This is a genomic window from Candidatus Babeliales bacterium (genome assembly GCA_036260945.1).
Lineage (GTDB): Bacteria > Babelota > Babeliae > Babelales > JACPOV01 > JACPOV01.
In genome coordinates this window covers 251,881-267,381 of record DATALT010000002.1, presented here as the reverse complement: position 1 = coordinate 267,381, position 15,501 = coordinate 251,881, and the positions used below count along the sequence as shown (strand labels likewise).

The window sequence follows — 15,501 nt, the reverse complement described above, 5'->3', positions numbered from 1 at the left end:
TTTTTCTTATCCAATCCACTGCTGGGCAGGTGCGGCAATTGCCTGCTCCTCATCCTTTACACTTTGCAAGAGAAGCTGTAACGCATTTGTCGAAACCTCTCCCAAATAATCTTGCATGTAAACTTTACCAAACGCATCATAAAATAATCTGTTCATCCACATACCAAGAGCTCTGTATCCGGCAAGACGTTCTGCTTGATCAGATGCACCAAGAATGTGCTTACTAAAATAATCAAATGCACCATTGAGCGTTTGTGCAAACGAATCGCTCATGAGCCATTGCATAATGCTTTCCACCGAATCAAATGATGTATTAATTTGCGTTAAATAGTCGGTAACGAGCCGCTTTGCTGCTAGAGCAATCGGATCCTTAGATTCATCAACAGTGCCGCCTTGTGAACTATCGACAGCCGAGCTACCCGCTAATTGATTTGCAACAAGCGAACCACCCATATAATAAACAAGCGCATCAAGAAATGCTTCTTTAATTGATTGGGCTTTATCATTTTCTGCCGTATCCCCATTGCCAGCTTTGGCTATAAGATCGCTCAAGTTAATCGTTTCTTGTTGCCCGGTCGAAAGCGTGATGGTTATGGGAGCAGAGCGAGCTGTATGATACTGAATCATATTATTTGATGATCCTTTGTAATATCCCTGCAGTAATTTAAGATTTGCAGCATCTAATTTTTTTTGATCAACCGGCACCATAGATTTGAATGCACCCACTCCGAAAGAATAAAGGCTCACCGATCCAAAATAGTTTTGTTGGTTAGTAAGAATATCTCCCGCTTGCACAAAAAGATTTCCCGCCGCTTCAATCAACCTATTTGAACGATCATCTTTTGCGCCGTATGCTTTAACGGCCGCCAAATAATAATCTTTAACATCTATTAGCACGCCGCCGTAACTATCTTGGCTACCATAAAAATATTCAGTAGCAAAAGGATCGCCAACCAAAAAGAGTTGCGCTAGATCACCAAGTTGTTTATACAAATCTCCATTCATTGCACTATTTATTGCAGCAACACGTTCTGCATCGCCAAGCTGATCATATAATTGCGAAGCTAAACTATAGTACAAAGCAATAACATTAAGAGCGTAATCCTGGATGAGTTTGTAGGTTTGCATAAAATCTGCAAGCTTAATATTCATATCGTTCTTATCGATGGATTTTAGCTTTATGATATCTTGCCGCGCTGCTGTTAGATTTTTCATTTCATCCGCACTCATAACCGGATCAATCGATGACACATCGCCGCCATCCATAAGAAAATCTAAACGCTTTTTGTAAATCGCAGCTGCTGAAAGATAAGCCTGTGCTAATAATTTAGTCGCCAAATTATATGCTTCAGGATCATTGCCAGAAACATATGTTTGCCCTCCCGCCGTTATGGTTGGCGTCGCAGGATTCGCAAGACGCTGCGCCCATGCATAATACCCTTGCACCGTCGGAAATGCAGGATAGGGAACTGCTGTCATGGGAAAGCCGATGATCGGTTGCACTGGAATTGGTTTATATTTTTCAAAAAGATCAAAAACGGTAGTGCCATACGCATTTTTTCGCTCAACTAAGTTGAGTGAGGATTTGTTGCTTGCAATGCGCGCCTGTAGATTTTTTACAAATTGATATCCTTGCATAATGATTGTTTTCACATCTGGGCCGATATCACTGCGCACTTGCACACCATTAAACGCATCAGAATAGCTCATACCTTGAGCTTTAAGAGCTTTATCAACAAAAAGTAAAAATGCGTAATTAACTAAGAAAGCTGATAATGCATCTGGCGCCATTTTGTTAATCTGATCGGTTGTTAATGAAAATGGAATGTAATCGGGCAATTCAATTCCATAGCTTAAAAGTTCATATCGTGCCGGAACAGTGGTACCTGCAACTGAAACGTTCTCGATACTATGCGCATCGCGCTCATTAGGAATAATAGAATTAATTGAAATATCAATATAACTACGCGAATAAGCAAGTTTGTATTGCGCATTTACTGCGTTTGCTTGATTAGTATCATTAATCTTATTGAAATATTGTTGCGCCTGATAGTAAGCGCTTGCCGCTTTCGTATAATCTTTTTTTGCAAAATAATAATCACCGATTGCTTTATAGACCGATGCACTGAGAGCATCCATGTTTCCAAGCGTAATCGAAAGAGCAGCTGGCTGGCCCTGCAATCCGATAGATACCGATATCGTATTTTGCTGGGTGTTTATATTTTTTTCAAAAACCGTCAGATCCTGCACATTTGAACCGGGAGCAAGTTCAGCAATAATATTTTGTTGATCTGCAAGAATCTGATCGAATCGAGACAGAAATCCACTCATATCGGTAAGAATTTCATCAGCGGTCGCAATATATTCAGGACTTTTAACGCGAATAAGAGCAGTGTTCATTTCATCAAATGCAGGCTTGAGAAGATCAACTACTTGTTTAAAAGATTCATTTGCCGCTTGCACATCATTTGCTTGATGATGAAGAACATAACGAGCAAACGCCAGCTTGGCCACATTCATTGGTGGATAAAAAAGCGCGGGAACATTCTTCATATAAGCATCTTGATATTCTTGCAAAACACGAAGATAATCTTGCCGCGCATCAAGAGAACCTAATCGATACGCAGTTAGATATAATCGCAAAGCATCTTTCCAAGCGTTATCTGCAGTACTTGCGTACATCGAAGCTTGAGGATCCAAAGCACCCCATTGCGCAGTACTCATCGCGCGAGCTGTTACTTCCGCTTTTTGCGCCGATGCAGTAATCGCATCAATATTTTGTTTGCGCCCAGCAAGTTCATTTAATTTTTTCTTTAAGTAATCATTTGATTGAGTCGAAAGATAAGGCGACCTTCCAGCGATCGCTGCTGAATAAAATTGGGCTGCAGTAATTGGATCCATAGAATCGGTGATAATGCTTGAAAATAATTTCGCAATATGCCGCTGCACCAAAGTCGTAAAATTCCACTGTTGACCGTTAGAAAGATATTGATTGAGTGTTTCATTAGCAAAAGCGGCAGGATAAATCGGAATAAGTTGTGCCAAACCAGATTGTCCATTATAGGCCGCGTCCGCTTTTTGTGCCGCTTGTATTGCAGCGGCATAATAGTTATTTTGCGCATCATTAAGCGCATCAAGCGTACCGCTAGCCAATAGCTTATCCCCACTTGGGAGCATATTCTGCAGCTTTATCAAAGCATTCAAAACATCAATTGCCGCTTGCATATCTGCAGTAGGACTATTCATCTCTTTAAGTTTCTGAATTGCAAGAGAATAATTCTGTAAAACTTCGGCTGCAATTTTCCCTAATTGCGCAAGCCACACTTCAAAAAGCGTGCGCTGCTCTGCATCTTGATTAAGCGTGCTGATATACGCCATGTAGTTTTGCATCTGTGTTTTAGATTGATTCGCAAAAGATGCCAATTGATCCATGCCATCTTTTCTTCCCTGCTGTGCTTGCAAACGAGTCATTTGCGCATTGAGCTGTTGCGCATCTACCGTATCGTTTGCGATTGTAAAAGCTTTGACCGCTTGCTGATAAGCAGCTATCGCTTGCGCAGCGTTGCCCGCATTTTCAGCAGATTTTCCTTGATCTAAAAATTTTAACGCACTCACCAAATTATCGTGCACAGCCTGATATTGAGCTTGGTTTGCACTATCGTTCGCTTGAGAAAAATATTTAGCAGCTTGGCCATACGCGTTAATCGCTTCGTTCAAAATCGTATTATTATCTTTGCCAGCAACGATACTTTTCAATAGAGCCGCTGCACGAAGAATCAACATAAACGCGTAATCGCTATTAATGGTTTTTTGTAACGCGGGTAATTGATTGGGATCAATTACCGAAAAATTGGTACCAATTTCATAATAGTAAGCGCCAGCAATTCGTAATTGTTCTTCTGTTGGCGCCGGTACCGTCGCAATCAAATCTTGAAACGCTGCAAGAAACTCGCCCATCGTGATTTTAGTTTTATTAATATCATAAAATTTTGTAATGATATCTTGCTGCGTAGGAAATACTTCGCCGGCTATTGCTTTCACTGCCGCTCCAAACCCGGACGCAGTTACAATAGCACCGCCTCCTTTTCCTATCCCTGTGAGCACTTTGGCAAGGTGGTACATAGTCTCGTGGTACCCTGCTTTATCTTTTATTTTGAGTTGTTGCTTTGCTTTATTGAGGTAAAGAGAGACGGTTGTCAGATAAAACCTGATAAGTTCGCGCATCGTCGCACTCAAAAGGTTTGTTTTATCGTTAAAATCGGTCTTGACCTGATTTGCCTCATATGCTCGAGAAAGCGGCTTGAGAAGCTGCCGATAACTACGCGTAACTTTCTGAATAGTCTGATCCGGCATCTCTCCCTTTAGCCCGAAATCTGCTATCGCTTTGCGTGCCATGCTACGCGCCGAGGTTAACTGATCAGAGAGAGAACTCAGCTCACGCACTAATGAGATAACTTGCTCCCTATGTTCTTTTTCCTGTTTCTGGGCTTCGATGAGAGCTTGGGATCCTTTGGATCTTTTTATAGGATTAACAAGACGAGCGACCGCCTGTTGGGTACTATTGAGAGATGGAACAATAGTTCTATTAAATGAAGAAATACCATCACCAAGAGCCTTACTTAGCTGGAAGATTACCGCTTGAATAGAGCGAAGGGCCTGAGCCGACCCCAATTGGCCAGCATTCACCTGCTTGATAGTATCCCCCACCGATTTTTCCGCAGCCGCCCTTCGATCCGCTATCAGTGTCTGCAGAGCCGTATTTCCCTGATTAATTGTTGCTTGCAAGGAGGAAACTTCTTTTAGCAACCCGGCCTGGCTATCCGCTGGCAGCAAAGCGATATCGGCTTGCATACTCTCAATAGAGGTTTGCCAGTTGGTGATCAGCTCGCTCACCTTATCACTCTGCTCGCTCACTGCATCGGCTATTTTTTTTAGTACTGCATCTCCGTCAAATGTTGCTTGCTGGCCTACCAAAGGAACAGCAATTAGAAGCCCAAGTAACCAAAATACGCCTTTTTTCATAGTATCCTCTCTCTTTGTCTGTCGCACAGCGCAACTGTACCCAAGGAATTACCCTAATTGCAATAATCTTTCCCATCGTTTTACTCTCGCTTTTTTTTAGGGTATACTGGCTTGACTAGGTAAGAAATGTTTATGCACTAACCACTGAAAGGCATTTGGCAATAAAATAACGCTTTCGTTGACAATACTTTATTAACTTCTCTATGCGATTTTTGAATTTATTATGAATATTTATGTTGGAAATGTTGCCCGTACGGTAACTGAAGAAATGTTGAAAAACTTGTTCTCTCAATTTGGTGAAGTATCTTCTGTTAAATTGATTAAAGACAAGTTCACTGGTGCAGCTCGTGGTTTCGCTTTCGTTGAAATGCCTTCAGCTGAAGAATCACAACAAGCTATTGAACAATTGAATGGCCATTCTCTAGAAGGCCAACAACTTCGCGTCAACGAAGCTCGTCCGATGGAACAACGCCCACGTCGTTTTGACAACCGTGGCGGTGGTACAGGAGCTGGTGGTAGCCGTAGTGGTGGCTTTGGTGGCCGTCCACGCTCTTCTTATTCAAACGGTGGCGGTAACGGCGGTGGCTGGAATCGCTAATCTCTTTGATTAGATTGAAATAAAAAAAGGCCATATGCTTTACTGCATGTGGCCTTTTTCATTACCCAAACGTTCAAAAACAGGAATGTTTTATGAAGCTCACTCCTCTACTTGTATTTTTATTTCTTGCAAATCCCAATATCCACGCAAATCCTTGCGAATCGTTCGAAGCTTCCGCTGCTATTACTAAAACCTTAGCGGCGCTCAGTTTGGCGTACGTAAGTTATAACTGCCGGCAATTAAATGTTTTATTAAACAGTGTACAATCTACCGCCCCAGCACGAGATCGAGATGTGGAGAGTGCAACAAAACGAAATATGCGCACGCATTTATTAATACAGCAACATTTCTTTTTAGGGATACAGCACACGGTAAAAATTACCGGCGTGGCCTCTGCCTCCGCTGCTGCATTCTTCACGTTGTCAGCATACCAAGATCTGAAAAACTGTAATTAAATCAGATCCAAATAATTTAAAATCTTCATACCGGTTGCTCCCATAAGTTATTATTCTCTTGTTAAATAAAAAAAGGGGCATAACGTGAAGAGATTATTAATAATTCTGCTTTTTTGGTTGTTGGATAATAACTTAATTTTGAGCTCTCCTCCTGAAGTGCTAAGCGCTTACGCAAAGACTATAATAGGCGTAACCCTCATTTGCTCCGGCTATGGCTGCCAAAAATTTATGAATTATATAATAAGAAGAGATACGAACGATCTTCTAGAAAGCATAATAAAAATGGAAGCGCATCCTTGGGAAAATCGCCAAACGCAAAATCCTAATCAACGGCAAGAAGAGATAACCTATTTGCGCTATGCTTCAAAAATTGTCAGCGGATCGCTTGGATCGGCCGGCTGCCTTTTTCTCTATGGGGCGTACAACTCAGATCAACCTTAATGGATGCTACTTATTTAATGATTGCAATTACAGCAAGCCTTTTGATAAGAATAATCATAGGGAACTGATAGTCAATAGGGAGAGCATGAGAACTCGGACAATTTCGCTATTGTTTTTCTTTGCGTCGACGAAGACCTATTCTTGCGAGCATGATCTGTTTAATACCGCCAAAAACACTGCGATCAGCATGGCTTATATATTTGCAGGTTATCAAACACTTAAACTATCCACATATCTTCGCACAAAAAATTATGAGCGTATTGAAAATGCTCAATTTCGACAGCAAAATTTTCGTAGCGCTTTATTACCTATCATCTGCGAAGAAAAATATAACGGTATTGGTAGCCTTGGATTTTCGTTAGATGTACTAACAACTCTGCTTGGTTGGGGCGCATGTTATCATCTTCGCGCTGCATGCATTGCTACAAAATATTGATGCTTAGCTATTTTTTCCCAAACTGATCTTCGTATAGACGCTTAATTTCATTAACCGATGTCGCATCTTCCGCTTTTTTATCGGGGCGATAGCCCATAAAGCGCGGAAAGCGCAATGCATATCCTAAATGATGTTCAGTTTTTGCTGCGGTATGCAGTGGCGATTCAGTGATTTCGTCTGCGAGCACAGCGCACACAATTTCTGGATTCACCCATACATCAGGAAACAACTCTTTTGCACAATGCACGTTTTTTGGTTTATCGTGAACTTTGATCTTATCACATTTATGTTTAAGATCTTTCCATTCATCATCGGTCATACCAGTGCCAATTTTTGCAACCGTTTGATAGCCATCAATATCTTTGTTATAAATGCCAACTAAAAAGGCACCGACGCCAAAATGGGCGCGTTTTCCTGATCCGGCATAGTATCCCAAAATGACGCAATCGATCGTGTCTTCAAGATGGCCTTGCGTGTGCTTTTTCAGTTTTATCCAGTTAAAATTACGTTTTCCTGGCTGATAAATCGCATCGGGGCGTTTTACGACGAGCCCTTCAAGCCCTTGCTCGATATTGTGCAAAAAATAGGTTTCGAGTTCTTTCGTAGAATTGATCTTTTTTTCATCAATCGCAAAGATTACATCGTCTTTATTTTTCAAAACGCCTAAAAGTTTCGTGCGCCGTTGTTCATGCGTATCTGCAAGAACGTCTTTGCCGTTTAAATAAAGCAAATCGAAAAGATAAATACGCAATGGATAATCGGTGATCGCTTCTTCAATGCCATGTTTTCGTTTTCTTTTTACCGTTTCTTGGAATGGTAAAAAGATCCCGGTATTGGGATCAAATGAAATCGCTTCACCTTCGCAAATCATCGTTTCAACCGGCAGCTGACTAAATGCTTTAACCAGATCGGGAAACATGTGGCTCATATCGATTAAGTTGCGCGAGAAAAATTCCACGCGCGGTTCTTTGCCACGCTTATCGATGTGAATCTGCAAGCGAAAGCCATCTAATTTCGGTTGCGCAATGCAATCGCCAAGCTTTTCATAAATATCTTTTGCTGTTGGCATACGTTCTGCTGCAGCTGGTCGCACTGGAATTCCCACTTCAATTTTCATTTTGCGGACCGCTTCAACGCCATCAGCTTTCAGCTTTTGCCCGATTAAACCTATATCAACGCACGTGTTGTATGCTTCTTCAATATCTTTATGGAGCGATTTGTCGCCCGTTGTCATCCACGAATAAGCGTCAATGATGGTCATATCTGAAAAGCCGAGCCGGAGCGTTCCTAAAATAATGCGAATAATAAATTTTGCTTCCAGCGGAGAGACTTGTTTGAGCAATGCAACTGCATGGGCCGCTTTTTCTTCTTGCGAACCTTTTCCGCTCATGTGCTCAAATGCGCATAAACTTTCGTATACGTGCGTCACGGTCAGTTCTTTTTCTGGCTTCCATTTTCCATATTCGGTCACTACTAATCCGACGTCCCCTAATCTTTTTGCTTCGGCTGCAACCTCTTTTTCAGTTTTTTCGATCAATTGTGCAATAACGCCAAAAAGATTTTTTTCTGCGAAATTAAATTGTGTACCTTTATACGGTGGGCGAAGCATACCAAGAGAAAGATTGCTTAGAATGGAGATTTCGGCGGGCGTTGCATGCTTGAAAATATCGGCCAGAATTTTTGTCATTTCAGTGCGCGAACTGGTAACTTCTAGTTGCTGAAACTGCTGAGCAACGGCGACGAAATGCATAATGGTTCCTTTTACTATTTTTTTTACGTAATGCGATTATGCACTATACAAATACCGCCGCACATTATCAATATGGCGCCATAAACCAATCAGAGCAATTATTCCTAAAACCACCGCTAATTGAGGCGCATTAAATGATAATAAGAGCGCATAGAAAAACAATCCGGCAAGCGCAGCGGCTGATGCAAGGCCAACCGTTTTTGTAATATAAAAAGCAATTGCCCATACGCCAACAAGAATAGGCAGCGTAGAGCCCGCAAGCGCAAGTAGAATACCAAAGCCGGTTGCAATTCCTTTTCCGCCTTTAAAATTCAGAAATACAGAAAACGTGTTTCCTAATAAAAGCGCAAGAGCTGCGCACGCTTGCACATCTGCATGGTAATGCGCAGATTGCAGGAGCTTAAGATAGCCAAACGACTTAAAACAATCGATCAAAAAAATAAGTACAAAATATTTAGCGCCTAAAAATCGTGCAACGTTTGTTGCACCAGTTCCGCCCGAACCTCGATTAGTTATATCAAGCCCGTGAAAACGCGCTATGAGTTCACCGGGTGACCACGAACCAATAACATAACCAATTATACTCATTAACATGAGAGAAAAATTCATCGCAACGTTCCTTTTGTCATCACAAAAAATTCTTTGGTGTACCAATAGCCTGAAAGAAGCGTCATGCCAACAGCCGCTATCATGAGTGTGTTTTCAATCATGTCAAAGTGGGCAACTGGATAAAAACTTCCCGAGCGCACATTTGCAATTGCCACTGCAAGATAAAGATATTGCAGTGTTGTTTTAATTTTTCCTGAAAAAGAAACAGCGAGCGTATGCGCTCTTTCGGCAGCTATCAAGCGCAATCCGGTCACATACAATTCTCGCACCAGAAAAATAAGTGCCCACAGAAAAAATATTTTTTGCACGTACACTAAACCAATAATCGCGCCGCATAAAAGAAATTTATCCGCCATTGGATCCAGCAATGCACCTAGTTGTGTTTCAAGGTGATATTTACGCGCAAAATATCCATCAAAAAAATCGGTGAGCGCAAAAAGTGCAAAGAGCAATGCGAGCATTATATTAAGAATTAAATTATTCCAAGGCATCACGAGCACTAATAAAAATGGCATCACCACCGGCGAAATAATGAGTCGGATAAGGGTTAAGAGAATGGGAAATGATGTATGAATGATCAAACCTCACAATAATCAAAACAATTTAGCTTTATTGACCTGGTTTGGTCCAGTCCTCGCTTATGCAGGGCTTTCGCCTCAACAGCTCTACTAATATCTTTTTAATGTGCTCAAAAAAATGGCGCGCTCCGTCTTAGCATAAATCTTCGCCGGACGGGCAGTCTCAGCATTTAGCTGGCCGTGCCAGGCGTAGTGCCTTAAGGCGGAGACTGGTGGCGACGAGCGGATTCGAACCGCTGACCTTCGGATTATGATTCCGCTGCTCTAACCAGCTGAGCTACGTCGCCATTATGCTACTGATAATAGTATACTAAATTGAAAGTTTTTGAATACCCAAAGCGTACAATACAAAATTAAAAATTGAACGCAAGAAGAATAAGCCGGTAATCAAGGTGGCAATAATACCAACCATCATCGTTACGGCAAATCCTTGGATTGGACCGGTACCAAATTTATAAAGAACAATACCGACTAAAAATGTCGTAATATTCGAATCTAAAATAACTGCCATTGCATCGGAGAACCCAACATCCACCGCTTTACGCAATGCAGTTCCATTCGCCAATTCTTCTTTAATTTTCTCATAAATAAGGATCGATGCGTCGATCGCCATACCAACGGTCAGTACCATACCCGCAATACCTGGCAAGGTAAGCGTTGCGCGAAGCCATGCAAGTGCAACCAAGATAACAAGCAAGTTAAAAATCAATGCAAGGAATGCAAAGACGCCGGCCGTTTTATAGAAAATCACGCTAAAGAGCAAGAGAAGTGCCATACCAATTAAGCAGGCCATTAAACCTTGCTTGATCGATTCTTGGCCAAGCGAAGGGCCAATTTGGCGCTCTTCAACGAATTTAACCGGAGCCACGAATGCACCAGATTTTAAAAGCATAGCAAGTTCATTTGCAGATTCAGCGGTAAAATTACCATGAATATAGCCATCAGTGCTGATAGGAACTGAAATTCGAGGTGCAGAAATTACTTCTCCATCAAGAATAAGCGCGATCTGGCGATTATGATTTTTTCTTGTCAGATCATAAAATTTCTCACCGCCATCTGGGTTAAACTTGAAGTGAACAACCACTTCAGATTGTGTTTGCCCACCAAAGCCAGTATACGCGTCTTTAAGCAATCTGCCGGTGAGATCAGTATATTTTGGAACCAAATAGTACCAACGTCTGCCGTCTCGTTCATCTTTTCCTGGAAGAATTTCCATTCCCTCTGGAAGATCGCCATCGTACGCATCAAGAATATCTTCTCTGCTAGCGCCTGAACGCTCAACAAGTTTAATTTCGAGCAATGCCGCTTTGCCAATCATCGCTTTTGCTTGTTGCGGATTATCCACGTTGGGTAGTTCTATAACAATATTTTTATCACCTTGAGATGCGATTGGAATTTCGCCTACGCCCAAACGATCGATACGAGTGCGAAGCACTTCAATATTTCCTTGTACCGCCCAATCACGAATGCGCTTTGCTGCCGCTTCTTTAATCGATAAAGTTACTACGTTTTCTGCAGCGTTAACGGCAAAGGTGGGTTCATTTTTTGTAACAAATTGCGCCGCTTCTTGTGCCGATTGCAATGAATCAAATTTCCAAACAATTTGCGCTTGCTCTTGCGATTGCGCAACAGGAATTGCCATGTGCGCTTCATCCATCTTTTTGATGAGTGATTGCGCTTTATCGGCCAACTCAACCTCTATTGCTTTTTCGGTTTGTACTTCTAGGGTAATATAGGTGCCGCCGACAAGATCAATGCCAAACTTAACGCGATCTTCGCGCAGTTTAAATCTGCCATCAGAAAAGGTAAAGAGATAGATAATTCCCAAGATTGCCGCGGCAATCCATGCAATAAAACTGGTACTCAAAATATTACGCATCGAGGCGTTCATAGTGTCCTTTCACTGCAATTTTTTCAATGCTACTCAACTAATTATTTTTCTATTTAAAAAGTCAGTTATTTTAACTAACTGCCTAACCGAAAATTGTCCTGCCATACGTAGCTTGCCAAGCCGGAAGGCGTGGATAAGCGTAGGATGGTGCCAAGGAGGGGATTCGAACCCCTACAGGATTTCTCCCACAGCCACCTCAAGGCTGCGTGTCTACCAATTTCACCACCTCGGCGCACATTTCATTAATATGAGAAGAAATGTAACAGATTTAGGATCGTTGATCAACTAGAATATCGGCTTTGCAGATCTAATTTTTCACCGGCCGCTAGGCCCTAAACTATTCTTTACTTGATTCGCCATATAGAATATTATTAAGTATGAATTTTAAAAATACATTATTAATAAAATGATAAATCAAAATAATTCTATAAAAGAAAATTTAAAAATCATCTACGTTTTTTCTGCTGATAGTTCACATCCTCTAAAAATTCCTTTTGCAGAGTCACTCATTTCTGCAGGATTTCCCTCATCTGCTGAAAACTTCGTAGAACGCTCATTGGATTTGAATGAATTGCTTATTAAGCATCCAACTGCCACCTTTTTTATTAAAGTGATGGGAGATTCGATGATTAATGCTGGGATTCATTCAAACGATATTTTAATTGTTGATCGATCGTTAACGCCAACTAATAACAAAATTGTAGTTGTTCGCATTAATGACGAATTTACGGTAAAGAGAATTCAGTTTCATGGAGACATCATTACGTTGTTACCAGAAAATCCGAATTATAAACCGATCGAGATAAAAAAAGACGCCGATTTTGAAATCTGGGGCGTCGTGACGAATGTTATTCACAGCGTATAAAAAACCGAAAATGCTTTGCATGTTTGGGGACATCAAGAAAATATCCGCATCATGCAATACATTAATAAAGTAAATAAAATATGAATCGTTTTGCACTCGTCGACTGCAATAATTTCTTTGTCTCATGCGAACGAGTTTTTAATCCAAAATTGAATGGAAAGCCGGTCGTCGTTCTTTCAAGTAACGATGCCTGCATTATTGCGCGTTCAAATGAAGCAAAAAAACTTGGCATTAAAATGGGCCAACCAGCATGGGAGTGCCGCGATATTTTAATACGCAATAAGGTACAGGTATATTCATCTAATTTCACGCTCTACGGAGATATGTCCTCACGCGTGATGGCAATTTTAACCGAATGCTCGACCGATATTGAAATCTATTCGGTCGATGAAGCATTTATATATTTCCCATCCGCATCCGATTTTTACGATGGGCATCATTATACCGCGTATGCTCAGCAGGTTCGAAATAAAATCAAGCAAGATATTGGGCTCCCGGTTTCGATCGGCATCGGCCCAACAAAAACACTTGCAAAGATTGCTGGCGATATTGCAAAAAAAAGAACTGACGGCGTTTTTGATATCACGAATCATCCGGATGTAGATAAGATTTTTAAATTAATTGATGTGCGCGACATTTGGGGAATCGGTTCTCGCTATGCAGAAAAATTATACGCGCGGGGTATTCGTACCGTATTTGATTTTATCAATTGCGATGAGCGCTGGGTTCGTAAAAATTTAACGATTAACGGGCTGCGCACATTAACTGAATTGCGCGGAACGCCCTGCTTTGATCTGCACACGCAGCCAGAGCCGCGCCAATCGCTCACCGTTTCACGCTTATTTGGCAGAAACGTTACCGAGTTTAAAGAGCTTCAGGAAGGGCTTGCTACCCATTTAAGCATCGCTGCAGAAAAATTGCGCAAGCAAAAGATGAAAGCTCAGCAGTTGATAGTTTTCGTTTCATACACGCAATACCAAGATAGCACGCGCCTCTATCGCTCTGCATTTCAGCAACTGCCGATTGCCACTTCGTACACGCCCGATCTGCTCGCGGCCGGAACCGCTTGCTTGCAATCATTATTCCACAAAGGATTCACGTACAAAAAAGTTGGCATCATTATTGACGATTTAGTTCCTGAAGATGCTCTGCAAATGAATACTTTTTATCAACTGCCAACAAATCTTGAAAAGCAAGCAGCCCTCATGAAAACAATCGATCGCATTAATACCAAAATGGGAAAAAATAAAGTTCTTTATGCAGCTGCAGGCGCAAAAAAGGAATGGAAAAATAAGCAAGAGAAAAGATCGCCTGCGTATACCACCAATTGGCACGAACTACTCACCATCAAAATTTAGATGCGTTACTTCTTCAGCGCACAACTATTTGAGTATATACTTAATAAGAAATATCCTTACGAAAGAAATCATTATGAAGCTATTTAATGCATTATTTTTTGCGATTATCATAGCAACATCTTTCGATTCAAACATGAAACTAAGCGCTATGGAACCTAGTAAAGAATGGACAGATTTCTTTAACTTAGTCGGCTCGAGCAAAAAGCATAAAGAAGAGGATGGTAAATTCTTTATAGAGTTAGTAACTAAATCAAAAAATGAGAGAGGTATTTGGGTGGTGTCAAAAAAATGGGAAGACGTTGCAAATCTCACACCTAAAGACAAAGATAGCCAATAACCAGAACCGTTTTTGCGCCTTAGAATATCCGCTAGAAGAAAAAAAAACAAAGGCCCGAAATATATTCGCATAGAATCAATGGTCGTTCAAAGCGAAGAAGTATTCATCCAGACAACGCCACCTACAGATGACAAAAAATAATTTAAAAGTATAACCAAGATAAATTATTTAAACATCTAAATTTAAAACGATTTCTATGAAAACATGCACATTCCTCCTCTGTTTGTTAACCGCATCCTCAACCTCGTTTCCTCTTTGGGATTCTCCGAATTATCCGAAAGGCATCGTGTATAAAAATGGGGTACCAGGTTATTATATACGAACCATAACGATCTCATTAAACTCTGGAGATGAAGAAAGAATGGTATGGTATCCTCAGCCCGAATCACATAGAACTGCGCTAAAAAATACGGGCAACGATCCAATCAAACCATCAACCGAAACCACGCCCGCATCGGAAGAAAAAAATAATTAAATAGAACAAGAAATTCGTACGTTTATTCATAAAGCATTCTTACCCGAATGCTTTATTTTTTTTGACGACGCAAGAATTAAACACCCTCTTCCCGAGTGCTTTGCTCCCTTCGATACAATTTTAAAACAGTTAAAAATCACTCAGGGCGAGCAGGGCTGAGGTCTTCCGTTCGGAGTGAGTAAAACGTACCGAACCATCGCGAATAAGATAACGGGCACATTTTCTACCATTTTCTTCACCCATACGAACCCAAGTATCGATTCAAAATGTATTTTTATGATATAATTACTCTTAGATAAACAATTTAAATAAAACAGATTTTTCAACAAAGGAATTATTATGAAGAAATTAAATCTATCGCTCATGGCGATTCTTATAATAGTATCATTAATGCCGCAATCAGTTTTTTCAATGGTCCCGCAGCAATCCACCCAACTTCAAGACATCGCTGAATTTGAATATTTCGAAGCCCACGGGAACCTTTTTAGAAAAGTAAAAAATACAGGACAATTTCAAAGGAGAGTGGGTATGCAATGGGAGCTTCCCGATGGCACTCGGTCCAATGATTACAAGTGGGTAGAATCAGATGAGCCATCCGCAGCAATAAATTTGGAAACTACCTCAAAAGAGGAAAATAATGATTTTGAATAACAAGTAAAGATAAAAATAGGACTAAAATTAAAGAG

14 protein-coding genes and 2 tRNA genes are annotated in these 15,501 nt (G+C 41.0%); 9 read left to right on the top strand and 7 right to left on the bottom strand.

All coding sequences use genetic code 11. The annotated features are described in order from the left end of the window. Positions 1-6: 6 nt before the first annotated feature. Positions 7-5,022, bottom strand: a complete 5,016-nt coding sequence (locus VHO47_01950; GenBank protein ID HEX2977861.1) for a hypothetical protein — start codon at positions 5,020-5,022, stop codon at positions 7-9. Positions 5,023-5,245: 223 nt separating this feature from the next. On the opposite strand from VHO47_01950, the gene VHO47_01945 reads away from it, so the two are divergent. The 4 genes from VHO47_01945 (at position 5,246) to VHO47_01930 (ending at position 6,952) form a co-directional block, all read left to right on the top strand. Continuing rightward, on the top strand, positions 5,246-5,620 hold the full coding sequence (locus VHO47_01945) for an RNA-binding protein (protein ID HEX2977860.1): 375 nt from the start codon (positions 5,246-5,248) through the stop codon (positions 5,618-5,620). Between the two features lie 92 nt (positions 5,621-5,712). Then, positions 5,713-6,075, top strand: coding sequence for a hypothetical protein (locus VHO47_01940; GenBank protein HEX2977859.1), 363 nt, complete (start codon positions 5,713-5,715; stop codon positions 6,073-6,075). An 84-nt stretch (positions 6,076-6,159) separates the two neighbouring features. Beyond that, positions 6,160-6,516, top strand: a complete 357-nt coding sequence (locus VHO47_01935) for a hypothetical protein (GenBank protein HEX2977858.1) — start codon at positions 6,160-6,162, stop codon at positions 6,514-6,516. Positions 6,517-6,601: 85 nt separating this feature from the next. Next, positions 6,602-6,952 carry a hypothetical protein gene (locus tag VHO47_01930; protein ID HEX2977857.1) on the top strand — a complete coding sequence of 117 codons (351 nt, stop codon included), beginning with the start codon at positions 6,602-6,604 and terminating at the stop codon, positions 6,950-6,952. A 7-nt stretch (positions 6,953-6,959) separates the two neighbouring features. Here VHO47_01930 and VHO47_01925 read toward each other — a convergent pair whose 3' ends face one another. The 6 genes from VHO47_01925 to VHO47_01900 form a co-directional block, all read right to left on the bottom strand. Further along, positions 6,960-8,702, bottom strand: coding sequence for an ATP-dependent DNA ligase (locus tag VHO47_01925; GenBank protein HEX2977856.1), 1,743 nt, complete (start codon positions 8,700-8,702; stop codon positions 6,960-6,962). A gap of 36 nt (positions 8,703-8,738) precedes the next feature. Continuing rightward, the gene (locus VHO47_01920; GenBank protein ID HEX2977855.1) at positions 8,739-9,311 is read right to left on the bottom strand and encodes a glycerol-3-phosphate acyltransferase; all 573 of its coding nucleotides are present in this window, start codon (positions 9,309-9,311) and stop codon (positions 8,739-8,741) included. Beyond that, the gene (pgsA, locus tag VHO47_01915; GenBank protein HEX2977854.1) at positions 9,308-9,892 is read right to left on the bottom strand and encodes a CDP-diacylglycerol--glycerol-3-phosphate 3-phosphatidyltransferase; all 585 of its coding nucleotides are present in this window, start codon (positions 9,890-9,892) and stop codon (positions 9,308-9,310) included. The genes VHO47_01920 and pgsA overlap by 4 nt, the downstream gene beginning before the upstream one ends. A gap of 207 nt (positions 9,893-10,099) precedes the next feature. Next, positions 10,100-10,176, bottom strand: a tRNA-Met gene (locus VHO47_01910). 23 nt (positions 10,177-10,199) lie between these two features. Beyond that, positions 10,200-11,780 (bottom strand): protein translocase subunit SecD, encoded by a 1,581-nt coding sequence (gene secD / locus VHO47_01905; GenBank protein ID HEX2977853.1) that lies wholly within the window; start codon positions 11,778-11,780, stop codon positions 10,200-10,202. A gap of 145 nt (positions 11,781-11,925) precedes the next feature. After that, positions 11,926-12,012, bottom strand: a tRNA-Leu gene (locus VHO47_01900). Between the two features lie 174 nt (positions 12,013-12,186). On the opposite strand from VHO47_01900, the gene umuD reads away from it, so the two are divergent. From umuD to VHO47_01875, 5 genes are all read left to right on the top strand, one after another. Next, entirely contained in the window at positions 12,187-12,645 is a 459-nt protein-coding gene (gene umuD, locus VHO47_01895) for a translesion error-prone DNA polymerase V autoproteolytic subunit (protein ID HEX2977852.1), read from the top strand. An 80-nt stretch (positions 12,646-12,725) separates the two neighbouring features. After that, a complete protein-coding gene (locus VHO47_01890) occupies positions 12,726-14,003 on the top strand; it encodes a Y-family DNA polymerase (protein HEX2977851.1) in 1,278 nt (425 codons plus the stop codon). A gap of 73 nt (positions 14,004-14,076) precedes the next feature. Continuing rightward, the gene (locus VHO47_01885) at positions 14,077-14,340 is read left to right on the top strand and encodes a hypothetical protein (protein HEX2977850.1); all 264 of its coding nucleotides are present in this window, start codon (positions 14,077-14,079) and stop codon (positions 14,338-14,340) included. Positions 14,341-14,536: 196 nt separating this feature from the next. Beyond that, entirely contained in the window at positions 14,537-14,815 is a 279-nt protein-coding gene (locus tag VHO47_01880; GenBank protein HEX2977849.1) for a hypothetical protein, read from the top strand. Between the two features lie 339 nt (positions 14,816-15,154). Next, positions 15,155-15,466 (top strand): hypothetical protein, encoded by a 312-nt coding sequence (locus tag VHO47_01875; protein ID HEX2977848.1) that lies wholly within the window; start codon positions 15,155-15,157, stop codon positions 15,464-15,466. Positions 15,467-15,501 lie beyond the last annotated feature (35 nt).

Bases quoted from the DNA above. Each gene is read 5' to 3' on its own strand.
- VHO47_01925 (HEX2977856.1), bottom strand. From the start codon at position 8,702: ATGCATTTCGTCGCCGTTGCTCAGCAGTTTCAGCAACTAGAAGTTACC.
- VHO47_01875 (HEX2977848.1), top strand. From the start codon at position 15,155: ATGAAGAAATTAAATCTATCGCTCATGGCGATTCTTATAATAGTATCA.
- VHO47_01880 (HEX2977849.1), top strand. From the start codon at position 14,537: ATGAAAACATGCACATTCCTCCTCTGTTTGTTAACCGCATCCTCAACC.
- VHO47_01945 (HEX2977860.1), top strand. From the start codon at position 5,246: ATGAATATTTATGTTGGAAATGTTGCCCGTACGGTAACTGAAGAAATG.
- secD (HEX2977853.1), bottom strand. From the start codon at position 11,780: ATGAACGCCTCGATGCGTAATATTTTGAGTACCAGTTTTATTGCATGG.
- umuD (HEX2977852.1), top strand. From the start codon at position 12,187: ATGATAAATCAAAATAATTCTATAAAAGAAAATTTAAAAATCATCTAC.
- VHO47_01940 (HEX2977859.1), top strand. From the start codon at position 5,713: ATGAAGCTCACTCCTCTACTTGTATTTTTATTTCTTGCAAATCCCAAT.
- VHO47_01885 (HEX2977850.1), top strand. From the start codon at position 14,077: ATGAAGCTATTTAATGCATTATTTTTTGCGATTATCATAGCAACATCT.
- VHO47_01920 (HEX2977855.1), bottom strand. From the start codon at position 9,311: ATGAATTTTTCTCTCATGTTAATGAGTATAATTGGTTATGTTATTGGT.
- VHO47_01890 (HEX2977851.1), top strand. From the start codon at position 12,726: ATGAATCGTTTTGCACTCGTCGACTGCAATAATTTCTTTGTCTCATGC.
- VHO47_01930 (HEX2977857.1), top strand. From the start codon at position 6,602: ATGAGAACTCGGACAATTTCGCTATTGTTTTTCTTTGCGTCGACGAAG.
- VHO47_01950 (HEX2977861.1), bottom strand. From the start codon at position 5,022: ATGAAAAAAGGCGTATTTTGGTTACTTGGGCTTCTAATTGCTGTTCCT.